We start from the raw sequence: 22,932 nt of genomic DNA, 5'->3' as shown, positions 1-22,932 counted from the left end.
GTAATCGAAAAACCGAACACAATTGGACTGGGAGCGCTACGTAAGCCAAATGTAATCGAAAAACCGAACACAATTGGACTGGGAGCGCCACGTAGGACAAATGTAATCGAAAAACCGAACACAATTGGACTGGGAGCGCCGCGCAGGCCAAATGTAATCGAAAAACCGAACACAATTGGACTGGGTACGCCGCGTAGGCCGAATGTAACCGAAAAACCGAACACAATCGGACTGGGAGCGCTACGTAAGCCAAATGTAATCGAAAAACCGAACACAATTGGACTGGGAGCGCTACGTAGGCCAAATGTAATCGAAAAACCGAACACAATCGGACTGGGAGCGCTACGTAAGCCAAATGTAATCGAAAAACCGAACACAATTGTAGGTGGTATCGTTGTACTGATTCAATCCATAAATTTAATTCTGACGCTACACAAGGATAGCTTGGCTGCTCCTATCTGAGGCGGACGGTTCCGGCACCCAGCATCTCCTCAATGGCTGCGAACAGCCCCTCCGAGGGCTCGATCCGGTAGCTGTCGCTCAGCGCAAGCACCTTCTGGTTGCGCTCATAGAACAGCAGCGTCGCTGCGGGTCCCGGATGGGTCTGCAGCAGCGCTTGGAGGCGCGGCAGCAGACCCTTCAGCTCAGCGCCCGGCGTGATCTTGATGAAGACACGCTGGGCGCCTGGCTCCTGCCCCGTGCGCAGCGGGGCAGAGCCGTCCGGCTGCGCGTCTGACGCGGCCGGGACCTTAGGCGTGGCCTGCGCAGCGGCCGCAGAAGCGCGCGCACCGGGCGGCTGTGCCGCCGGTGTGCGCGTGCCCGGTGCAGCGGCGGCGCCAGCTGCACCGACGGGCCGGGCGCCGGGGCCACCGGCGCCCGTGCGGGCTGCAGGAGCGGCCGCAGGCGCTCCTGCAGGGGCACTGCGGCCCGCGCCGTAGGCGGGCCGGGACCCGGCGCTGCGGCGCTGCAGCAGGCCGCGCACGCTGTCCGAGGTGAGCGGAGCTACCTCCTCGGCCAGCAGCTTGAAGCCCTCGTCCTCCTGCTGCACCTTGGCGCGCAGGGCCAGCAGTGCGCCCTTCTCAATCAGGGCGCGGCTGCGTTTCCACACCTCAGGGAAGAGTACAACCTCGCAGCGCTCGATCTGGTCTTCCCACTCCACAAAAGCCATCGCCTTACCGGCTTTGGTCGTGATCTCCTTCAGCGACACGACCATACCGGCCGTCACGGTCATACTCTCATCCGCTGCTTCGCCAAGATCCATCAGCTTCTGCACCCCCGGCTCCTCCAGCAGCCCCGCATGATCATCCAGCGGATGGCCGGAGAGATAGAGCCCGAGCAGCTCACGCTCCAGCTCCAGCTGCTGGGTTCCGCTGAACCTCGGAATATCCGGGTAGCGGATCTCCCAGTTCGGCGTCTCGATCAGGTCATCGAACAGCTGGATCTGCAGCTCATCGCGCTCCTTGCGCCATTTGGCCGCCGCGTCCACTGTCTCATCCAGCATCGCGAGCAGCTGCGCCCGGTGTCCGGGCAGCGCATCGAACGCCCCGGTCTGCAGCAGCGATTCGATCACGCGCTTGTTGCAGACCCGCAGATCGACCCGGCGGCAGAAATCGAGCAGGCTGTCGAACGGCCGCTCCTTGCGGACTACCATGATGTTCTCTACAGCCTGCGTGCCGACATTCTTCACCGCAGCCAGCCCGAAGCGGATATGCCCGCGGCCTTCGCCGGGCACCGGAGTGAACAGCACCCCGCTCTCGTTGACATCCGGCGGCAGTACGCCAATCCCGGACCGGCGGCATTCCAGGACATATTCCGCCACCTTGCGGTGGCTCCCCATCACAGCAGTCAGCATCGCGGCCATGAACTGCACCGGATAATGCGCCTTAAGATAAGCGGTCTGGAAGGCCAGCACCCCGTAAGCAGCCGCATGGGCGCGCGGGAAGCCGTAGTTGGCGAACCGCACGATCATATCATAGACCGCATGGGCATCCGCTTCGCTGTAGCCCTGCTTCAGACTGCCCTCCACGAAGTGGCTGCGCTCCTGATCGAGTGTCTCCCGCTTCTTCTTGGATACTGCACGGCGCAGCAGATCTGCTTCGCCAAGCGAGAAGCCGGCCATCAGGGAGGCAATCTGCATGATCTGCTCCTGGTAGACGATAATGCCGTACGTATCGGCCAGAATCGGCTGCAAATCCGCATGCGGATAGACAACCTCGAACTCCCCGTGCTTGCCCCCGATGAATTTCGGGATGAATTCCATCGGACCCGGACGGTATAGCGCTACCACCGAGACAATATCCTCGAACCCGCTCGGCTTCAGGTCCTTCAGCACCCGCCGTACGCCTGCCGATTCCAGCTGGAATACGCCGGTAGTCTCGCCTGCTCCAAGCATCTCATAGGTTAGCGGATCATGATCCGGAATAATGCGGAAATCCGGCACGCTCCCGGTCATCTCCTTCACCCATTTCATGCAGCGTTCAATAATCGATAAGGTCCGCAGCCCGAGGAAGTCCATCTTGAGCAGCCCAACGCTCTCCAGATGCTCCATGGAGTACTGGGTGAGCGCCGTGCTCTCATTGCCTGCCTGGAGCGGAACAGCATCGGTTAGCGGCCCCTTGGAGATGACCACGCCAGCCGCATGCGTCGAAGCATGGCGCGGCATGCCCTCCACCTTCATCGCCGTATCCAGCAGCGCTCTGGTCTTCGGATTCGTCTCATACAGCGCCTTCAGCTCAGGTGTACTCTCCAGCGCCCGGGTGATGCTGATGCCGAGCTGGCCCGGAATCAGCTTCGCCGCCTTGTCCACCTCGTTATATGGCAGATTCAGCGCCCGGCCCACATCACGGACAGCAGCCCTGGCCGCCATCGTACCGAAGGTGATGATCTGCGCCACATGCTCCTTACCGTACTTGTCCACCACATAGGCAATAACCTCATCGCGGCGTTCGTCGCTGAAGTCGATATCAATATCGGGCATCGTGATCCGCTCAGGATTCAAGAAGCGCTCGAACAGCAGATTATATTTCAGCGGGTCCACATCGGTAATCTTCAGCGTGTATGCGGTGAGACTTCCTGCGGAGGAACCGCGGCCCGGACCTGTAACAATACCGCTGCGGTGACAAAAAGCGATAAAATCCCACACGATCAGGAAGTAATCGCTGAACCCCATGCTCTCAATGACTCCCAGCTCATAGTCGAGCCGCTTCTCGGCCGTCTCCTTCTGCTCCGGCGACTCCCAGAGCGGAGTATCCGCGTAGCGCTGCGCAAGTCCGCTGCGGCACAGCTCGCGCAGATAAGCAGCGGCATCCAGCCCTTCCGGCAGAGGCGAGAATTCTGGAAGAATATGATTGCCGAACGTCAGCTCCAGATTGCACGCTTCAGCGATCCGCTGCGTGTTCTCTATCGCCTGCGGCACATGCGGAAACAGCGCAGCCATCTGCTCCCCGCTTTTGAAGAACAGCTGGTCCGTTCCGATCTTCAGCCGGTCCTCATCGTCTACGGATTTGCCCGTGCCGATGCAGATCAGCACATCCTGGACCTCGGCATCCTCCTTGTCCATATAGTGGACATCATTGGTCACTACCAGCGGAATGTCGAGCTCTTCAGCAAGTGCTATCAGCTGCGGATTCACCCGCTTCTGCTCGGCAATCCCGTGATCCTGCAGCTCCAGATAGAAGTCGCTTCCAAAAATCTCCTTATACCGCAGCGCCGCCTTACGCGCCTCATCCTCCCGGCCGTGCAGCAGATGCTGCGGTACTTCACCGCCCAGGCAGGCACTGAGGCAGATAATGCCTTCGGAATGTGCTGCCAGCGCCTCCATATCAATGCGCGGCTTGTAATGCTGGCCCTCCAGATGGCCGATGGAGATCAGCTTCATCAAATTCTGGTAGCCGGTCATATTCTTCGCCAGCAGAATCAGATGATAGATCGGCTGATCCTTACGGCTCCCCCGCTCACGGCGCGAGCCTGCGGTCAGATAAGCCTCACAGCCGATAATCGGCTTGATTCCCTGCGCCCGGCAGGCTTTATAAAAAGGGATGGCCCCGTACATCACACCATGATCCGTCAGCGCCAGCGATGTCATGCCGTATTCGCCGGCCCGGCGCACGAGATCTGTAATGCGCGCCGCCCCGTCCAGTAAACTGTATTCGCTGTGCACATGCAAATGCACGAATGGGCTCATATTCCCCACTTCCCTTCAGCTCCAAATCAAAACATAAGATGAAACTATTTTATCATATTAGAGGGGGAGCCGCCCATAGAATGGATTAAGAGCATATGGACAGGCAAAAGCCAGGCAGCCGCCTGATCTAAGGAGGGAGCTTTTCATGGATATTTTCTTAAGCAAGGCCGTCCTCGACTTCTTCATCGCGTTCGGCATAGTGCTGGGCGGAGCGATGTTGGGCGGAATCGGCGCCGTCGTCTCTCTTCAGCCGCCAACCGATACCATGCTGGAAATCGCAGACCGGATTAAGATATGGGCACTGGCTGCCGCCGTAGGCGGAACGATCGACCCGATGCGGGTCATTGAGAGCAATATGCTGGGAGGCAATCTCTCCCCGGCGATCAAGCAGATTCTCTATCTGGTGTTCGCCTTCCTGGGTGCTCATATGGGCAGTGAGCTGGTCAAGTGGGTCTGCGGCAAGTAGAACCATCACGCCTCCAACCAAATGCCTATAGACCAAGGGGTGAAAAGTTACATGCGACTTCCGCCGTTTGACCGCTACCGCCGTTTCTCGCAGATTGCTGCTGTGTTTGTGCTGGGGATGATTGTGGGAGCCGCCCTGTACAACGCCATTTATCATATGGGCTATAACATACTCTGGGTCAATAACCAGGCTCTACGGCTGGAGATTGAACAGAACCGGAAAGACATTCTGACGCTCAAAAAATACAACAACACCTCCACCGTCATCCGTGAGATTAAGGTGCGTACCGAGGGCAGCAAGGTCAAGGATAATACGGCGGCACTGGACCCGGTGATAGCCAAGGAGGTCCTCAGCAAGCTGGCAGGCGATCTGGAGCCGCTGCGCGGACGCAGCATGTTCGATATCGACTCCGACGGCAAGCTGGCGCGTCTGCTGCTGGACAGCAAAATCTATCTGGCCCGCGAGAAGGAATACACCGTCAAAATCCGCACCATGCTGGTGATGGAGGGCGTGCTGCAAATCTGGGTGGAAATCAGCCCTTATAAGCGCAGTTGAGGCGCAAATCATGATACAATAGTGGACAAATCACAATCACAGGATACAGAGTGCCCGGCTGAGGCTACGCTGACTGCCCGGTCTTCCACAAAGGAGCTGTCCGTTCATGATTATGTTCATTAAGTATCTGCTGTTTGCCCTGCTCGTTATCTTCATGGTATGCGCCGCCGCGTACAGCATCTCTTCCCGCAGAACCGCCGACCCGCTCATACAAGGCACTAGGCGCTCAATCATGAATATGCTGCTGGGCGGAATGCTGGTCACGCTTTCACTAATGTCAATGTTCATCTTCCGCGGCTCAACGCTTAACGTGGTCATTGAGGCTGCTTTTCTGCTGCTGGGCCTGTTCAATATCTTCTCGGGACTACGCAGCTTCAGCTACTACAGCCGGATGCGCAGCGGAAGCTGAGGGTTCAGCCGCCGCCCATACAAATAGACCAGTTGCCCCTCCTGATCGCCTGCAGGACAGCCTGGTCTATTTAGATATTTTCGCGAAAATCGTTATTCACCCGTCATTACCCGCTAATCCAGCTACCCATGGTCAATTGACTGCAGCATCAGAACGGCCTTGGCTACAATGGTATCCATATAGCTGATCTCGATCTCCAGCTTGCAGGTGCGGCGGCTGATCTCCAGCAGCTTCGGCATGACGGTGATCGAATGCTCAATCTGTACCGGACGGATGAAATAGGTTGACATATTGTCCAGTACATAGTCATTCCCGGTGATGTCCTTGGCTGCTTTGAAGGCGGACAGGGTCATCAGGGTGGACAGAATTCCTTCCGAGATCGTTCCCAGATCAGTCGCCATCTGCGGGGTAATGAAGCCGTGGAAGAATAGTCTTCCCTCCTCATCCCGCTCATCCGCGAACCCGTTCCAGATCAGATGATCGAACGTCTCTCCAAGCTGCGGCTGATTACTGGCGTCGCGCAGGCTCTGCAGCACTTCACGCCGGGTGACCGACCCTACCAGCTTGCGGTTGCGGTCCACAATGGGCAGAAAATCAATCCCCTCCCACATCATAATCTGCGCCGCCGAAGCCAGCGAGGTCTGAAGTGCAGCGGTAACCGGACTGCGCACCATCGCCTTCTCGATGCTCTGCCCTTCGCTGAGATCCTCCACATCACGCCGGCCTACAATTCCGATAACCCGGTTCCACTCATCCGTGACCGGAAACCGCTGCTCGCCGCTGGTCTGCGACAGTTCACGCAGCTCGCCTACAGTGCTGGAGATTTTGAGTGTATTCAGGCGCAGCTTGCCCTCCACAATATCCTCTACCAGCATGATCTTCTTCTTGATCAGCCGGTCAAAGATCGCACGGTTAATCATCGAAGCCACCGTAAACGTATCATGTCTGGACGAAATCACCGGCAGATCCAGCTCATCAGCCAGTGCCTTTACCTCTCGGCTGGTGCCGAAGCCCCCCGTTACAAGCACCCCGGCCCCCTGCTCCAGCGCAAGCGAGTGCACATCATCGCGGTTCCCTACGATCAGCAGACTGTCGGCATCGATGTACCGGATCATGGCATCGACCTTCATCGCACCGATCACATATTTATGAAGGTGCTTGTTCAGACCCTCTGCTCCGCCAAGCACATGCCCCTCAACAATATCTACGACATCCCCGAAGGTCAGCTGTTCGGAAATATTGCGCGGCTTCTTCTCCACCCGGACTGTGCCAATCCGTTCCTTGGTAATGACGATCCCCAGGTTCTCCGCTTCCTTCACTGCACGGTAAGCCGTACCTTCGCTGACCCCCATCTCCTTCGCCAGCTTGCGGACGGAGATTTTGGTTCCCACCTTCAGACTCTCAATGTGCTGCAGCAGTTGTTCATGCTTTGTGATATTATCTCCTTGACCTTCCAACTGTTACACCCCCATACCCCGATCTGTACTATTCTGTACCCATTATACATGCTGGGCACACCGGAGTACAACAGGTTACACTGTATCTTTCAAAAGTTATGACAGCTCTATGACAAGCCATTATAAATGTATGGGAGGTATGCGGAAAGAACGGGCCTTCCCAGGAATGACATCAATGAGTACAGCCGGGAATATATATATAACACCACGTACGTTACTCCCGGCAAAAGTGGCATGCACAGGTAACCCCCGGTCCGCCGCACAGGCAAACAGGGGGTACTTTTGCACCGTTAGCTTAATCCAGGAACTATGATCTCTGCGACACCCGGCCTTCTTCGTTCCACTGGCCCTGCCACTTTGCAAGCTTGGCCTTGCGGACGGCATCCAGGCGCTTCTGCTTCTCTTCATCCACTCCGATAATAAAATGCAGATGTGAGGCAATAACCAGGAATGCGAAGACACACCAGACAAGACCGAAGCCCAGCACCCAGCCGGAACCATTCTGAAAAGACAGCTTCGGCAGCGCGTATAACAGCATGGCCAGGGCAACCAGCAGATACACAGAATGTTTGAATTTACTTCTTTTTCTCATTGCAGGACCGCTCCTTCGCTCTACAGGATTGTTAGAATGAATCTATATCTCTATTCTATGAACCTGCGTCCTGAAATATGAGACAAGCTGCGTAATTTTTCAGCAGGGAGGTTTTTAATTATTGGCAGGTTCTAGCCTGCCTGCCTTCCGGTACAACTTCAACCCGTTTGTCACCAAAATCACTGCCGATTTCTCAAAGGACACCCACGGCAAGCTGGACCGCCGTCTCGGGATGGCTGCTACTATTCTGCTGTGTCTGGTAGAGGGCAAGCAGGATTAGCGGATTGCAAGAAATGAAATCATTTCATAAACGTGCTAAATGTGCGAAGTTGCGTTCGAAGCGAACGTTCAGAGATAGGTGTATTTTGTGCAATTAAAAATTGTGAAAAGGAAGACTTTCCTCTTCTAAGTGTAGTCTGTACAACTAAATTTGCCCGGATGGGCAAAAATCCAGGTATAGAGGCATTTTAATTGCACGAAATACAGCTAAATGGATATTTGAGAGTAAATCAGACGATTTAGTTGTACAGATTGCAATTACGCATCCCCACTACACCTTAACTAGGACACAGCCAACTCTCGGCAAGCGGTTATAGGCGTTCTCACACGTTTAAACCTGCTGTACTACTAGTACTGCATCAGATTAAATATTGTGAATATGACCATTATCGGACCTTAATGAGGCAGCGCTCAATCCCGCAGCAGTCATTAGGATGCAGTAGGCGTTGGCACGATAGCAACTGCATTTTGTACAATGGAATGCTGTAAAAAAGGCTTCGAAATAGAATCTATTGTATTCGGTACAATTGAATGTTGAAAAAAGGCCATTTTTCACCCAAAACACAACATTCCACTGTATGAAATACAATAGAATCTCATTTTACGATCAGTAATGCATTTTCTATTGCAGGAAATACAATCAACTACCTGAATGTAAGAAGAAGAAGTCGGTAACGGGTGCAGGATCAGTCTAATAGTAGCTCGATGTTCATGTTCAGCCTTTAACACCCTGAGGTTCATTCTTACAGTTTTAAGCGGATGCTGCACTAGACTAAAAGGGTGATTCCAGAGCCGAATGGCCCTGAAATCACCCTTTTTCTGTATCAGAGAATCCCTGATGCGCTGCCGGTGCTTATTGTGCGCCGTACATTTGGGACAGGCTGTCTGTGATGATTTTGTTCACGTCTTCGATGACCACACTAAGGCGGCGTTCTGCGTCGAACAGACGGCGGATGCCGAGGTTCAGGTTAAGCACCTCAAAGAGCTTCTCCATCTTCTCCATGTCCTCCTGTGGAGGCATGTCCCCGCTCATCATCCGCTGCTGCAGCTCAATCTGGCTCTGGCGGAAGTTGTCGAGCATCTGCTTGCTCTCCGGATCTGCTTCGATCACCTTCATTGCACTGGTAATATCAGATACCTCACTGCTGTCTTTAATAGCACGCGCCAATTCATGCGCCTTGTCAATCACGTTCATTCTATTTCCTCCTCCAAATAATGTTCGTCTCTGCTTCGCTTCAAAAGCCCCCGCTCATCCAGCAGGCAGCGGATCTATGCCTGTCCAGCAGCCAGCCCGGGGGCTGTACGCGCCCAAATTTGACAGCCGCGCAAGTTCCTCCCGGGCACGCCTACTTCCTTCTGTGCTCCCGCCCTCCGGTCCAGGGTGCGCCTGCCAGCCCCCTGGCTGCCGGCGATATTAATCCGCCCGGCACGGCTTTTTCGGGAATAGGTCAATCACCAAGGGTCAGATGTCTCCATATGATGAATGATATGTAACCCTCAAGATTCATATTGCCGGCACCATGCTTGCCTACCGGAAGGAGATTCACGATGTCTAAGCTAAAGATCCCGGTTCAAACGGTCCACTCGGGCATCCTGCAGGAAAATGCTGTAATGCTAGGCGACAAATCCATGAAGAGGCTCAAAATACCGGCGCACGGAACCATTCAGCTGAACTTCGGCTCTTTCCGGCAGGAGGTTACTGTAATTCCTGTCCCCAAATCCGACAGCCTGCGTGTAAGTGAGGCACTCGGCCGGCGGCTTGGCTTAAGACAGCGCTTGACGCTTAACGCTTCCTACAGCACCGGCAGCCGCATTCTGCGTCTGGGGCCGATGATTGGCGTCCTGGTGAGCCGGGACCATCCCGAACAGCCGGAGCGGGTCTTCGGCCAGATCACCATGTTCTGCCGGGAGCTGACTCATGCCTGTCATGCACAAGGCGCCTATGTCTATTTCTTCACCCCGGAAGCGCTGGAATCACGCACCACTACCATCCAGGGCTGGGTCTACGATGAGGGCTGGCGGAAGCTGAGTCTTCCTGTTGCCGATGTGATCAACAATCGGCTGACCACGCGAAAGGTAGAGAATAAACCTAGCGTACAGCATTTTTTGGCAGATGTAAAATCCCGCTACGGAACCCACTTCTTCAACGAAAAGTTCCTAGACAAGACAGAGGTATTCGAGGCGCTGGCTCTGGACCCCGCCCTGCAGCGGTACTTGCCCGAATCGCATGCCCTGAACGGCCTCGCCATACTTAAAAAAATGTGCAGCAGCTACCCCAGTGTGTTCCTCAAGCCGGTACGCGGCAGCCTGGGCAAGGGCATTCTGCGCATTTCCAAAGAGGCAGGCGGCGGCTACCAGCTGCTGTCCACCACTCCGATGGGCACACGCAAGCAGAGCTATTCCAGTCTGGCGAAGCTATTTCAGGCCATTGCCCCCAAGATGAAAACCACCCGCTTCCAGATCCAGCAGGGTCTCTCCCTGATGGAGCTGGGACGGCGTCCGGTCGATTTCCGGGCACTGGTACAGAAGAACGGCACCGGCAAATGGGGCGTCACCTCCATCGTGGCCCGGACCGCCGGAAGCAATCATTTCGTCTCCAATCTTGCCCGCGGCGGCACGCTCAGTACGGTCAAGGAAGCCGTCGGCAAAAGCAGTCTTCCGGCCGGTGTCAAAGAGAGCACTCAGATTCAGCTGCCCCGAGCGGCGCTGGCCATTGCAAGAGGGGTTGAGACCTACATTCCCGCCCATTTCGGGGAGCTCGGCATCGACCTTGCACTTGACCAATCCGGCCGGATCTGGCTGCTGGAGGTCAACTCCAAGCCGTCCAAGAACGACAACACACCCCTGAATGATCAGAAAATCAGACCCTCAGTCAAACAAATGATTCTATACTGCCGTTATCTGGCCGGATTATAAGGAGGACATCATGACCACAACAGCAATGGGGTTCCTTGGCATTATGACAGGCCGTCGCCACGGGATTCCTCCCATCGCAGAGCCGGAGTTCTGCAGTCATCTCTGCCGTGCGGCCCCGCTGTATGAGCTGAAGGTCCTTGTTTTTCATCCGGAGGATGTGGCTGCGGACGGCTCATATGTCCGCGGATATCAATGGCAGAACGGACAATGGGAGCCTGCGCAGGCTCCGCCGCCCGACATTCTTTATAACCGCTGCTTCTACCGGACACCGGAGGAGAAAAGGGCAGCTTCCGCTGCCCTGTCTGTATTGACCCGCTGTCTGCCCTGGTCACGCGGGCTTCCTGATAAATGGGGAGTCTACGAGATTCTGCGGCGCAGCCCCGCTGCCGCCCCCCTGCTGCCGGAAACTGAGCTATACAGCAGCAGCGAAGCGCTTGGCAATATGCTCGCCGGAAGGGAATACGGCGTCTTTCTGAAGCCCCGGACCGGCTCCCACGGCAAGCGCACCCTGCACGCTGTACTGCTCGGCAGAAGCGAAGGCGGCGGAGTGAAGGTGCGGGGCAGAGACCGGGATAACAAACCTTTTCAAAATGTTTTCGGTACGCTGGACGAAGGTCTGGACTGGATCGGCCGCTTCATCGGCCAGCACCGCTATATCATACAGCCTTACCTGCATCTCACCGGCAGCGGAGGACAGCCGTTCGATGTACGTGTGCTGATGCAGAAGAACGGCACTGGTGCCTGGACCCTGACCGGCATGGCCGTCCGGCTCGGCACCCGGGGATCACTGACCTCCAATCTGCACGGCGGAGGCACGGCCGTTCCTGCTCTCCCCTTCCTGCTGGATGAATACGGCGCGGCAGGAAGAGACCTGCTGGAGGAGCTGACCCTGGCGTCTGCGCTCCTGCCTCCGCTGCTGGAAGAATCCTGCGGAAGACTCGGAGAGCTGGGCCTGGATTTTGGTATCGATGCCGGAGGAAGAATCTATCTGCTGGAAGCCAATTCCAAGCCAGGGCGCACGGTGTTCCGGCTGACGGGTGACCGCCGGGCTGCTAGACTCGCCGCCGAGAACCCGCTGCGCTATGCGCGCCATCTGCTGCTTAGCTCAAGCAGCCATCACAAGCTGCCTCCCGGGCAGCTCCGTTCACACGGGAGAATGATATCTATGGTTCCAAAGGAGGATTCATAAATGGGTCTCACTTTTTGCAATGTCCATTTCACCAAGCAGCCTGATCGAGTAGTATATGTCTCGGGTGAACTGATGAGAAGCCTGAAATTATCCGGCAAGAAAAATATCCGCCTGCGCCTCGGAAAAGATGCCATCCCGGCCACGATCAAGCCGATCAAGCGTGCCGGCAAGCACCTCTTCCTGGCCTCGGGCGTCAAAAGCGCCATCAAGGTCCCGAAGTCCGGCGGCATCTACCTGCGCAATCTGCAGAATGACGAGGTGCAGCTCGGGCCGCTGGTCGGTGTGCTCTCAGACGGACCCGCTTCTGCTGCGCAGCCCTTCGGCTCCCGCACCGGCTTCATCAAGCAGCTGCTGCGCGAAGGCAGCAACAAATGCTACATCTTCGCCTTCATGCCGCGCGATATCGACTGGCAGCAGGAACAGGTCAACGGATATTTTCTGACGGCAAGCGGCCGATTCGAGCGCAAGCTGGTGCCCCTGCCGGATGTCGTCTATAACCGCCTGCCCAGCCGCAGAGCTGAGACCTCTCCTTACATCAACCAGTTGCGCGAGCGCTTCGGACGCAAGAAGATTCCGTATTTCAACTGGAGCTTTTTCAACAAATCGGATGTCTACCGGCTGCTGGAAAATGACGGGGCAGCGAACCGCTTCGTGCCTGAAACGCACAGTAACCCCAGCTCCGAACAAATGCGGGATATGCTCGACCGTCACCACTTCGTCTATTATAAACCCTCGGCTGGCAGCCTGGGACACGGCATCTACCGCCTGACCTACCTGCCGAAGAAAGGGTATTTCGCCCGGTACCGCCGGAGCGGCAAGAATGTGCTGCTGCGCTTCACCAGCTTCGACAGCCTGATGCGTATGCTGCGGGGACGCCATGGGCAGAGCATGCAGAACTATGTGGTCCAGCAGGGTATCCGCCTTATTGAGATTGACAACTGCCCGATTGATTTCCGCTTCCACATGCACAAGAACGGCAGCAATCAATGGGTCGTCGTCGGAATCGGGGCCAAAAAAGCCGGACGGGGCAGTGTCACCACCCATCTGAAGAACGGCGGAGCGCTATTGACCCCTCAGCAGGCCCTCGGCCGTGTGTTCGGGGCCAGATCAGATGAGGTCCTCCAGCGCGCCAAGACCACTGCCGTCAAGCTAGCCGAATCTCTGGAGATCCAGCACCGCCATCTGCTCGGCGAGATCGGGTTCGACCTCGGCATTGACCAGGATGAGGATATCTGGATGTTCGAGGCCAATGCCAAACCGGGACGCTCTATCTTCCGCCACCCCTCCCTGCGCGCTGAGGGCAAAGCTTCCATTGAGCACATCCTGGAGCATTGTCTGTATCTCAGCAAATTCCGCAGGAGGGATGACTTGTGAACAGCCGGATACCCGATCCCAGCAAGCCCGTAATCGCCATTCTGACCACCAGTGACCGGCTTAAGCAGTTCCGCGGTAACCGCAATAACTTTCGCGACATTATCCGTACCGGCAGAGAAATGGGCTATATGGTCTATGTCATTACGGTCCGTGACCTGAAGCTGAATGAACAGACCGTGACCGGCTACGTGCCCTCCGCCAGCGGAAAGCTCTGGTACGCCATTCCTGTTCCGCTGCCGCAGGTCATCTATAACCGGATTCCCAACCGCGAGGAGGAGGAGAAGGCACCGGTCGCGCGCAAAATTGCCGAGTGCCTGGAGCATCCCGAGATCTCGCTGTACAATCCGAGCTTCTTCAATAAATGGAACCTCTTCGAGTGGCTCAAGGAATCCAAGGCCACCTCGAGGCATGTGCCCAAAACCCGCCGCCTGCGCAGCGCAGCGACCCTTACCGCGATGCTGAAGAATCACGAGAGCCTCTATCTCAAGCCGGAGAAAGGCAAGGCGGGCAAAGGCATCATGCGGCTGGGATACCGGCCTGACACTCTCCTTCCCTACCGGCTGCAGATTCAGAGCGGCAAAAAAAACACCACCTACAAAGCAGCGTCTGTCGAACGGCTATGGGCACGAATCGGCCGGGAAAAAGGGTCCGCCCGCTATATTGTCCAGCAAGCGATCGTGCTTGCCGGACACCGCGGCCGCCCCTTCGATCTGCGGGTGCTGCTGCAGAAAAACGGCCGGGGCGCCTGGGCGGTAACCGGCATCGGCGCCCGGCTGGCCGGGGCCCGCAGCATCACCACCCATGTTCCGCGCGGCGGCAGCATTGAAGACCCCTCCAGCATGCTGGAGGGAACCTTCGGGCCCGAGCAGGCAGAGGTTATCCTGAAGAATGTCTCTACCACGGCGCTGCTGGTGGCCCGGCAGATTGAGCGGGCTTCATCCAGCATGCTGGGCGAGATGTCGATGGACCTTGGGGTCGATGAAGAAGGCGGAGTATGGTTTTTTGAAGCCAATTCCCGCCCGATGAAGTTCGACGAGCCGGCAATCCGCAAGCTGTCACTCGAACGCATTTTCCAATACGGCAATCATCTGTCCCGCCAATCCAAATAATCCATTACCCGTCAAAGGAAGTGACACCATGCAGATATCCTCACTCTACGACAGCAATCCCGTACAGTGGGAATCCAGGCGAAACGGATTGCTTGAGTTCCTGAGGGAGTATGGGGAGCAGCGGATTACACTTCGCGGATGCAGGAGGCTGGCCCGGCTGACACCGGATCAGCTCGCCCTGCCGGGGGTCTCCCTGCTCGTTGCCACGGTGCGTGGTCAGAACGGCCGCCAGCTCGCAGGCGTCAGCTTCGTCTCCGGCTACGGCAAGGAGGCCTGTGTAGTCGCCGTACACCCCCTGTACCGGAACAGGCATACGGGCACAGCCCTGCTTGCTGCACAGCTGGAGCGCCTTGGGCATCTGGAATGCCATGTCGCCTGCGACAATGCAGCCAGCCTCAAGATGTGCTTCAACATCGGCCTTTCCGCTGTTGATCTGGTCACCGGCCCTACAGGCAAGCCCACCCTGCTCTTGCGTTCCCCGGGGAGCGCAGTTGATCCCGCCATTCTCCCGCAAGGAGGTGAGCTCCTATGCCAGAGCCCGTCCTAGGCATCCTCACCCTCTATCTGAACGACGCCAAGCAGCTCGAAGAGAAGAGTGTATACCGGAGGATGATTATTGAAGGCAGCCGGATTGGATTGGATGTCTTTGTGTTCACCCCGGCAGATGTACATGTCAGCAAGGACCTGATCAATGCCATGGTCTATGATGTCAAAAGCGGAGTATGGTCGCGCAAATGGCGCTCCTTCCCGAATATGATCTATGACCGCTGCCGGATTCAGCGCAGCCAGCGCTTCCAGCAGCTGCTGCGCTTCCGTGCGCGGTACGACCATCTGACCTTCCTGAACCGCCCGCTGCGCAATAAATGGACGGTGCATCAGACCTTCTCCCAGCGGAGCCGCTTCCGGCCCCATATGCCGGAGACGCTGCTCTACCAGTCCTCTGCCGATCTGCACCGGATGCTGAAATCCAGCCCCGTCGTCTACATCAAGCCGATTAACGGCACCGGGGGGCGCGGCATCCTGCGGATCGAACGCCAGCGTGAAGGCAAGTCCCTCTTCGATATCCAGGGACGCCGCCAGAGCCGCCAGATCATCGCCCCGCGCAAGGTGTCGCTGAACCGGCTGGAGACCATCGTCCGCCAGTGGTGCATCAGCGGTAAATTCCTCGTGCAGCAGGGCATCCCGCTGCGGCTGCCCAGCGGCCGGTTCCACGACTACCGGATGCTGGTGCAGAAGAACGGCCAGGGCGACTGGGAGTTCACCGGCATGGCCGGCCGGGTCGGCGCCGCCCGCAGCGTCACCTCGAACCTGCATGGCGGCGGGCATGCCATGAAGGCAGAGACGCTGCTGAAGCAGTGGCTCGGCAGCGAAGAGCGTGCCGACAAGGCCATGCGCGCTGCCGAGAAGCTGGGGATCGAGGCTGCCGCCTATCTCGAAGACAGCTTCGGCGCCCTCTGCGAGCTGGCCCTGGATCTGGCCATTGACCGCGAGGGCAAAATCTACGTACTGGAAGTCAACCCCAAGCCCGCCCGCGAGGTCTTCGCCCGCTCCGGCGACAACAGCACCTACCGCAAAGCCCTGGTCCGCCCGCTGGAGTACGCGATGTGGGTGTATAAGAATAAGAACACGCCTAGTTCTTCTAAGGTGGTTGAGGAGTAGGGGTTATTATTAATCTATAAACGACAAGCGCCCCTCCGGATATGCGGAGAGGTGCTTGGCTTGGCGTAACGGACTGAGGCGCTCTTATTCGGGAAGAAATTCGTCATTTGGGCGAGTAACGGACTTCAAAGGCCTTATCCTTAGCACTTCGGCTCCGAAACGTCTCATAGAGAGACACTAAGGTCGCCACTGAGTCCGTTAAACTGCAAAAAGTGGCGTTTTCGCGGGGATAAGATCTCTCTGGTCCGTTATATTCCAAACAACTATGTGGGCTGGGTGCAAATTATTTATAATCAAGAGGGGTTTACCGCTATCGAATAGGCTAATGGGAGAAACATTTTTACCATTCCTGAATCTGGAGTATTAAAAGTAGTTCCGGTACAATCGAGGGGCCTACGGTGCAGAGCTTTTTTGTAGGAACAGAAGCTGAGCTTAAAAACACTCCTGATCCTGACTATCCTGTTGAAACTCTTTGATATTGAAATAAAACATTTTGATTGGTGATACGCAGTGCTCCCGAACGTTCAAGAGTTCCTTCTAAATAATCGCAGAGTTCATTGAACCTGTCGGTCAGGATATGTAATTGGTCTTCGCTAAAATAGGAGGCCACATATAAAATGAGCGGCGCAGCCGATTGTATGACAATATCATTTTGCAATACGTATTGGGCTGTTACCTTAAAATATTTGCCGAGGATATCCTGGCCATTCTCCAGGTTGAAGTTTTTAACGGCTTCGTTAAAGAAAGACAGTCTGCCGTCAAACTCTAATATGAGCTGCAATAGTTCTCTATAATTGTTCGCGCTTACAGTTGAGGCGTACGCCGTTCCATTAGGAACCAATACGCGGTTGATTTCAGAGAAAATCTTCCTGTGGTCCTGAAAATGGTACAGCAGGTGGTTCGCAATCAAAACTTCAAATGAATGATCCGGCCAAGGCATCTTCTCAGCATCAACGACTTCATAGTGAAACCGATTTAGGGGATCATTAATACTCCCTTTTGCCGTCTCTACCATTCCTCTTGAAGCATCAGTCAAGACAATTTCCGATTTGGATTGTAATTTACTCATGTTTTTTTCCCACAACACACCGGTCCCACAACCGATTTCTGCAATCTTCAGACCCTTGGTAAGTCCCAAATGCTCAAATACCCATTCATGCCAATCCTTCTTATGTTCACAATACTGATACAGTTGTATTCTTGCATTCAAGCGGTGTTCATTGGAGTACTGGTCTTCAGAAAATTTTTGGACATGCGAAAATAACTCATCCCTGTTCATTAATCTGCACGGCACCTTTCGAGAATAGGATCAAAAAGCGTTCTTTCAAGATCATACTCTCCTTCCGGCAATGAGCATATGAGGTTCCGCATTAATTCACCTGCCCTCTAAATTATAAATGTGTTTCTTTTATGTAATGGATTATTTAATCTCTAACCCTAAATCCTCGCATATTTCATACGGTTCACAGTAACTAACACTCTTATCTGTATCTATTACCAAATCTATCATCAGGTTTTCATAATTTTCATTTAAAATCCCAAGCCTAACCCTTTCTCCATACGTCATAGCGAGTAATTTTTCCATATCGTTTATTGAAATATCTTTGTAGGAAGCTTTATTCAATACAATAATGTTAGTACTTCTTATATCCTTGAATCTTTCCCTGCTCTTATCAACATTAACTGAATACGGCAGTTTTTCTTGGTCTATCATAACCTCTACTTTTTCCATAAACTTTTCATGATTCGAATAGCTAATGTTAGAAAGTTCTCGCTGTACTGATGATTTTGCTTCGGCAAGCCAAGGTGCAATGAAAAAGAAAATAACGGTGGTCCCAAAACAAATAGCAAGCAAAAGGGGTAGTTCTTTTTCCATTAAGTGTTTTGCAAAAAAAAGATAGGCTATAATGCATAACAACAAAAGGGTAGCGTAAAAAAATAAAGAATCATAGTGTGTTACTATGTATAGGTCCCCACCTCCAATAGAAAAGACTATCCCTATAACTAAAAACCAAACGCCTACACCCATGGCTGCGCTTAACGCAACAAAAAACAAACTCATTATCATTGTATTCTCCGGTTAAATTGAATTTTTTTCCTTCACTTATAATTATCGGGTTCTCCCTATGAATCTTATATATTAATGTTAAATTCCGTAGGTAAAAAAATTGAAAAAGACACTTTTGCTACTAATACCGTTAATTTTGATACTTGCATCCTGCAGCTCGAATAAAAGCAATCTAAATACATATCTTATTCCAAACAACTATGTGGGTTGGGTCCAGATTATTTATAATCAAGAGGGGTTTACCGCTATCGAACAGGCTAATGGGAGAAACATTTTTACCATTCCTGAATCTGGAGTATTAAAAACATCCACTCCAGATGTTGAATATGGGATATCTTTCGAAGAATTTTATTACTATGATGAACAAAATAAGCAGCAAAAATTAGATGTGGATCAAATGATCCACGGTCACACTATAGGCGACGGCGAGTCGGTTAGTAGTTCCGGTAAAATCGAGGGGCCTACGGTGCAGAGTTTTTTTGTAGGAACAGAAGCTGAGCTTAAAAATACTCCTGATCCTGACTATCCTGTTGAACTAATGAAATAAGGAGTTTAATCCGCTTGACTGCATAGATGAAGTGTACCGCTATTATGCTCCTTAAGCAGCTTTGAGAAAAGCTGGCTAGAGTAATCTATCTTACGCTCAGGGAAATCGCCGGTAAGTATAATTTTCAACATCTGAAGCAGACGCTTGCCCGTTAATTCCGTAGGCCCGGAAGACCATTGATTGATACTGGGGTATAGATAGATCAACCCACTGTAACGAAAGGCAGCCCTCAATCTTTCATAAAAATCAGCATAGCTGAGGGAGACACCGTTTGCGATAAGTTCGTTGTAATACATTTTGGCATCCTCATGGTTGAAATAACCGACCAGATCTATATAAAAAGGGGCGTAATGGCAGAAGCCGAAATCAATAATATACGGCTCTCCCTTATAATAATGGACATGTGAACCATCCACCGATTGTAAATCCCCATGCGTAAGAGTCAGACTGTTCTTCTCACTGTACAAAGAAGCCATATCACGGGCAAAAATGTTGGCTTTCTCACGCAGTAATGGCAGATAAGCGCCAAATTCCTGGCAAAAATCCGGGTTTTGCTCAGCACACGCTTCAAAATGGTCCACAGTCAATTGGGTAACGAAATAATCCTCCCAATACTTACGGTCAGCGTGGGGAAGCCACGGCATCTCAGAACCTCTACGCAGATTACGGGCATGGATTTTTGCCAGTGCTTCTGCAACCCTCGATGTCCAATTTGGGCCAGGCGGAGGTGTCTTGATTCTCCCCAAGTCCTCCATCGCCATCCACTTAGGCTCATCTGTCTCGATATCCGGTGAAAAGGCTGCTGGCGTGTTCCGGTGTCCCTGGTCAGTTAACCGTTCCATCGCCAGGCGTTCTTTCAAGGCCGCTTCTTTAAAGATCATACTTCCCCTTTGACCCTCTTCATAAGTAACTCCTACGCGGCGCACTTCCGCACCAGACCACCCGCTTTCGTCTTCTGTCATGGACCCTTGCTCCAAATGAAGGACCTTTCCTAGCCCTAGTACATCAGCTAAACCTTGCGCAGCGAGGAGCATATCATGTCTCAAATAAACCTACCACCTTGGCCTTATAATTAAAGTTCATTAGCTAAAAAATAAATTAAAATCCGATGCAATTACTCTAACTATCCTCTAGCTTCTTTTTATAAAATAAATCCCTATTCCAAGATTGTAAATCGCATGTACAAGGATGGCAGGAATCAAGGAACCCGTATAATAAAACAATAAAGCACAGACCAGCCCATTAATAAATACGATAGCGTAGGCTACATAAATGCCTTTATATTGCGGTACGTGTATGATCCAGAATAGAAAGGAGCTTATAAGAATGACGACTCCGTCGATGATCGGCCTATAACCAATAAACAACCCTATTAATACACCCCTGAAGAAAAACTCTTCAAAAAAGCTTCCCCCCAGTGAACTAACGGCAATACCGCTTGGAGTCTTCAATAATTTATTGATCATTTCCGCACCTTGCGATGGAGGAAGCTCTGTGTTTGTTTTTATGATGAGACCTATGCTAATTAATACTATAGTCGTACCGACGATCAAGCCCAGTAAGGTGACTGAAAGATAAGAGATCTCATCCGGGACAAACAGCGAAACCATAAAGGGCATGATCTCTCCCCACCTAAAAATCCCAATAAGGATCAGACCCAATATTAAAAACGGTGTTAATCCCAGCAAGATTTGCAGCAATAGCTTATAATGCTGTCTCGAACTTAACGAACTCATACCTAAAGTCACCCCTTTATTCATTACCCTTTTTATAAAACACTTGGATCGCTTGTCCTGCAAACTCCACCACATCAACAGGCAATAAGCTTTTATAGATGTCCAGCTGTTGTTCCAGGTACTGATTTGAATCAGACAGCTCATCTATAGCTACAGGTACCCTTTCTAACAGTCCTTTTAATTCTCTCTGTACTTCGTGACTTTCGGGGGTTAGTTCATTTTGGATTGCTGCTCGGAAGAAAGATAACAGTCTCCTATTCAACCTATCTAATTCGGATTGTTGAGCTTTACCTTTTGGCATTATAGTATCTACCGTGTTTGCTGAGAAATATTGATTTAATATCACTCTTTGATCTTCTTCTAACCGGATAGAATTCATAAGTAACATAAGATCTTCAGTAGTTAAGTCACCGGCCTCGTGGATTAGATTCTTGATTCTGGTTATCATATCGAGAGACTCGTTTATTCTATCTCTCTTATCGAGAAGCATTGCTTCTTGAACCTCTAACATGTCGCTAAAAGAATACTCCGGCTCTTCAAGCCTTTGTTTAATTTCGTCTAAAGGCAGGTTCAAGCTTTTGAGCAGCTGGATATTGTAGAATCTCTTCAATTCATCCCTGGTATATATTTTCTGATTGAATTCATTTCGCTTACCCGGAACAAGCAGCTCAAGTTGCTCATAATGTCTAAGCGTCCTTATCGTTGTATTGACAGCGCTGGCGAATTTCCCTATTGTAAGCTCCAACGAATACCCTCCTTTGCTTTTCTCTAATAAGACCTCTTATGATGTCTATAGTAGACTGTGACGTTACGTCCTTCGCAAGCACATCTTTCGGGAATGTTCTTTCAAGCAGGTTAATGGGAAAAACATACAACAAAAAATAGATGTCGATCAAATGATCCACGGTCACCCTGTAGGCGACGGCGAGTCGGTTAATAGTCTGAGTTATCCCGATGAGCTTATGAAATAAAAACTCGCATGAATTATAAATTCAGAAGCAACGAAAGGATAGTGTACATGGAAAATGTATCTAATGCAGATTAATTAGAATCCATAACCTCTATGCAATCCACAGTCAAAAAACTTGAGAGCGCTTTGTCCCAAATGACTCAAAGTGGCGCCAATACTACCCTGGTAACCAAACGGCTCCATGCTGTATCCATCGGTTTAGCGGTTCTGGAAAATGTCTGGAATCAAAAGCCTCATTCATATACACATGAAGATTTAGCAGAGACCGGCAAGGTTCTCACTGGTTTAACCCCTTCAGTGGAGAACAGTTATGCCAAGTCAAAGGCGGGCAGTCCACAAAGAACGCTTTTGGAGCGGAGAATTAAGGCTTTGAGGCTGGCTGTTCAAGCGATTGAGGGAATGTAATCTGATCCTCGGATTCCAATTTCTCTGTCGAAATACGAAAAAAGCAGTCTTGAACTACAAAGTCCTAGACTGCTGTTGGTTTATCGAATTTTAATATTCTTCTACACCTGTAGGCAGGTTTTTACCTGCTGCATTTGGCTTCGTGTACATTTTATTCAGTAGGATCGTCTGCACGATAATGAAGATACCGCCCACCACCCAATATAAGGTTAGCGCAGCAGGCATCCCAAAAGAAAATACACCCATCATAACCGGTGACAACAATCCGATGAAAGCCATTTGGTTATTTGGATTGTGCTGATTCTGTGCGGAAGCGGATTGCGACAAGCGGAACTGAACGAAATACACCGCAGCAGCAATAAACGGCAAAATCATATCGGTCTGCCCCAAGCTAAACCACAAAAAATCGTGAGCGGCAATCTCCGGGGTACGGCGAATGGCATAGTAAAATGCAAGAGTGATCGGCCATTGGAGAAGCATCGGTAAACAGCCCATGCTTAAGGGGTTAAATTGATGCTTCTGGTAGAGCTGCATCATCTCGGCTTGTTGTTGCTTTTTTGCATCCACACTAAGGTCGTTCTTGTACTTCTCCTGAAGTGCAGTTAACTCCGGCTGGAGGACGGTCATCTTCTCTTTCATGTCCATTTGTTTCTTGGTTTGATTCATCATGAGCGGCATGATCGCAAGTCTTATGATGAACGTCATCAGCACGATAGATAATCCGTAGTTTCCGTGAAATGCATCGGCGAAGAATTTGATCAGGAATGATAACGGATAAATAAAAAAGTGATTGAATATCCCTGTTGAATCAGCAGTAATCGAGTTTGCTTGGGCTGCTGTCGAACACCCGCTAAGCATAATGACCGGAATAACTGCCATCAACAGGACGAGAATGGGCTTGGCCCATGGTTGGAGCCGAATGATCTTTTTCATCGTTGTCCTCCCTAATTGAAAGTAAGAATATCAATGTGGGGAAGGACCATTGTCCTCTTCATCCGGTGCTTCTCTTCGTCTGGCA

The 22,932-nt window shown here is 52.4% G+C and carries 22 protein-coding genes; 12 read left to right on the top strand and 10 right to left on the bottom strand.

Annotation, left to right across the window (positions count from 1 at the left end):
- Positions 1-454: 454 nt before the first annotated feature.
- Complete coding sequence (locus NST26_RS09650; protein ID WP_340979069.1) at positions 455-4,183, bottom strand: DNA polymerase III subunit alpha; 3,729 nt, start codon at positions 4,181-4,183, stop codon at positions 455-457.
- A 145-nt stretch (positions 4,184-4,328) separates the two neighbouring features.
- On the opposite strand from NST26_RS09650, the gene NST26_RS09645 reads away from it, so the two are divergent.
- The 3 genes from NST26_RS09645 (at position 4,329) to NST26_RS09635 (ending at position 5,613) form a co-directional block, all read left to right on the top strand.
- Positions 4,329-4,649, top strand: a complete 321-nt coding sequence (locus tag NST26_RS09645) for a YtrH family sporulation protein (protein WP_209993411.1) — start codon at positions 4,329-4,331, stop codon at positions 4,647-4,649.
- A 51-nt stretch (positions 4,650-4,700) separates the two neighbouring features.
- Positions 4,701-5,204: a hypothetical protein gene (locus tag NST26_RS09640; protein ID WP_036721608.1), complete on the top strand. Its 504-nt coding sequence runs from the start codon at positions 4,701-4,703 to the stop codon at positions 5,202-5,204.
- Between the two features lie 106 nt (positions 5,205-5,310).
- The gene (locus NST26_RS09635; protein WP_076082940.1) at positions 5,311-5,613 is read left to right on the top strand and encodes a YtpI family protein; all 303 of its coding nucleotides are present in this window, start codon (positions 5,311-5,313) and stop codon (positions 5,611-5,613) included.
- Between the two features lie 122 nt (positions 5,614-5,735).
- On the opposite strand, the gene NST26_RS09630 is transcribed toward NST26_RS09635, so the two are convergent.
- Together NST26_RS09630 and NST26_RS09625 are read right to left on the bottom strand one after the other, a co-directional pair.
- Positions 5,736-7,070, bottom strand: coding sequence for a DRTGG domain-containing protein (locus NST26_RS09630; RefSeq protein ID WP_340979068.1), 1,335 nt, complete (start codon positions 7,068-7,070; stop codon positions 5,736-5,738).
- Positions 7,071-7,377: 307 nt separating this feature from the next.
- Positions 7,378-7,662 (bottom strand): hypothetical protein, encoded by a 285-nt coding sequence (locus NST26_RS09625; RefSeq protein ID WP_340954546.1) that lies wholly within the window; start codon positions 7,660-7,662, stop codon positions 7,378-7,380.
- A 121-nt stretch (positions 7,663-7,783) separates the two neighbouring features.
- Between NST26_RS09625 and NST26_RS09620 the strand changes: the two genes are divergently transcribed.
- A complete protein-coding gene (locus NST26_RS09620) occupies positions 7,784-7,942 on the top strand; it encodes a hypothetical protein (protein WP_340954548.1) in 159 nt (52 codons plus the stop codon).
- Between the two features lie 852 nt (positions 7,943-8,794).
- Here the strand turns inward: NST26_RS09620 and NST26_RS09615 are convergent.
- Positions 8,795-9,136: a YlbF family regulator gene (locus NST26_RS09615; RefSeq protein ID WP_036691219.1), complete on the bottom strand. Its 342-nt coding sequence runs from the start codon at positions 9,134-9,136 to the stop codon at positions 8,795-8,797.
- Between the two features lie 353 nt (positions 9,137-9,489).
- Here NST26_RS09615 and NST26_RS09610 point away from each other — a divergent pair, with 353 nt between their 5' ends.
- The 6 genes from NST26_RS09610 to NST26_RS09585 are packed head-to-tail and all read left to right on the top strand — an operon-like array spanning position 9,490 to position 16,188.
- Positions 9,490-10,857 carry a YheC/YheD family endospore coat-associated protein gene (locus tag NST26_RS09610; protein ID WP_036721601.1) on the top strand — a complete coding sequence of 456 codons (1,368 nt, stop codon included), beginning with the start codon at positions 9,490-9,492 and terminating at the stop codon, positions 10,855-10,857.
- Positions 10,858-10,867: 10 nt separating this feature from the next.
- Positions 10,868-12,046: a YheC/YheD family endospore coat-associated protein gene (locus NST26_RS09605; protein WP_340954550.1), complete on the top strand. Its 1,179-nt coding sequence runs from the start codon at positions 10,868-10,870 to the stop codon at positions 12,044-12,046.
- Positions 12,047-13,420 carry a YheC/YheD family endospore coat-associated protein gene (locus NST26_RS09600; RefSeq protein WP_036721599.1) on the top strand — a complete coding sequence of 458 codons (1,374 nt, stop codon included), beginning with the start codon at positions 12,047-12,049 and terminating at the stop codon, positions 13,418-13,420.
- Positions 13,417-14,529 carry a YheC/YheD family endospore coat-associated protein gene (locus NST26_RS09595; protein ID WP_076082954.1) on the top strand — a complete coding sequence of 371 codons (1,113 nt, stop codon included), beginning with the start codon at positions 13,417-13,419 and terminating at the stop codon, positions 14,527-14,529. The genes NST26_RS09600 and NST26_RS09595 overlap by 4 nt, the downstream gene beginning before the upstream one ends.
- Positions 14,530-14,557: 28 nt before the next feature.
- Positions 14,558-15,076: an N-acetyltransferase gene (locus tag NST26_RS09590; protein ID WP_036721594.1), complete on the top strand. Its 519-nt coding sequence runs from the start codon at positions 14,558-14,560 to the stop codon at positions 15,074-15,076.
- On the top strand, positions 15,058-16,188 hold the full coding sequence (locus NST26_RS09585; protein WP_339255115.1) for a YheC/YheD family endospore coat-associated protein: 1,131 nt from the start codon (positions 15,058-15,060) through the stop codon (positions 16,186-16,188). The genes NST26_RS09590 and NST26_RS09585 overlap by 19 nt, the downstream gene beginning before the upstream one ends.
- Positions 16,189-16,642: 454 nt before the next feature.
- Here the strand turns inward: NST26_RS09585 and NST26_RS09580 are convergent, their stop codons facing one another.
- Together NST26_RS09580 and NST26_RS09575 are read right to left on the bottom strand one after the other, a co-directional pair.
- On the bottom strand, positions 16,643-17,467 hold the full coding sequence (locus NST26_RS09580; protein WP_340954552.1) for a class I SAM-dependent methyltransferase: 825 nt from the start codon (positions 17,465-17,467) through the stop codon (positions 16,643-16,645).
- A 141-nt stretch (positions 17,468-17,608) separates the two neighbouring features.
- On the bottom strand, positions 17,609-18,256 hold the full coding sequence (locus NST26_RS09575; RefSeq protein WP_036721588.1) for a hypothetical protein: 648 nt from the start codon (positions 18,254-18,256) through the stop codon (positions 17,609-17,611).
- A gap of 100 nt (positions 18,257-18,356) precedes the next feature.
- On the opposite strand from NST26_RS09575, the gene NST26_RS09570 reads away from it, so the two are divergent.
- A complete protein-coding gene (locus NST26_RS09570; protein WP_340954554.1) occupies positions 18,357-18,803 on the top strand; it encodes a DUF6843 domain-containing protein in 447 nt (148 codons plus the stop codon).
- Positions 18,804-18,808: 5 nt separating this feature from the next.
- Here NST26_RS09570 and NST26_RS09565 read toward each other — a convergent pair whose 3' ends face one another.
- From NST26_RS09565 to NST26_RS09555, 3 genes are all read right to left on the bottom strand, one after another.
- Positions 18,809-19,765 (bottom strand): phosphotransferase, encoded by a 957-nt coding sequence (locus NST26_RS09565; RefSeq protein ID WP_340954556.1) that lies wholly within the window; start codon positions 19,763-19,765, stop codon positions 18,809-18,811.
- Between the two features lie 168 nt (positions 19,766-19,933).
- Positions 19,934-20,539, bottom strand: coding sequence for a CPBP family intramembrane glutamic endopeptidase (locus NST26_RS09560; RefSeq protein ID WP_340954557.1), 606 nt, complete (start codon positions 20,537-20,539; stop codon positions 19,934-19,936).
- Positions 20,540-20,555: 16 nt separating this feature from the next.
- Positions 20,556-21,284, bottom strand: a complete 729-nt coding sequence (locus tag NST26_RS09555; protein WP_340954559.1) for a MerR family transcriptional regulator — start codon at positions 21,282-21,284, stop codon at positions 20,556-20,558.
- Between the two features lie 318 nt (positions 21,285-21,602).
- Here NST26_RS09555 and NST26_RS09550 point away from each other — a divergent pair, with 318 nt between their 5' ends.
- Complete coding sequence (locus tag NST26_RS09550) at positions 21,603-21,914, top strand: hypothetical protein (RefSeq protein ID WP_340954561.1); 312 nt, start codon at positions 21,603-21,605, stop codon at positions 21,912-21,914.
- A 90-nt stretch (positions 21,915-22,004) separates the two neighbouring features.
- Here NST26_RS09550 and yidC read toward each other — a convergent pair whose 3' ends face one another.
- On the bottom strand, positions 22,005-22,847 hold the full coding sequence (gene yidC, locus NST26_RS09545; RefSeq protein ID WP_340954563.1) for a membrane protein insertase YidC: 843 nt from the start codon (positions 22,845-22,847) through the stop codon (positions 22,005-22,007).
- Positions 22,848-22,932: the final 85 nt, after the last annotated feature.

Source organism: Paenibacillus sp. FSL R7-0128, from assembly GCF_038002245.1.
GTDB classification, from domain to species: domain Bacteria; phylum Bacillota; class Bacilli; order Paenibacillales; family Paenibacillaceae; genus Paenibacillus_AQ; species Paenibacillus_AQ silagei.
Note: the sequence above shows the minus strand (reverse complement) of the source record. Positions and strands in the feature narration are given on the sequence as shown.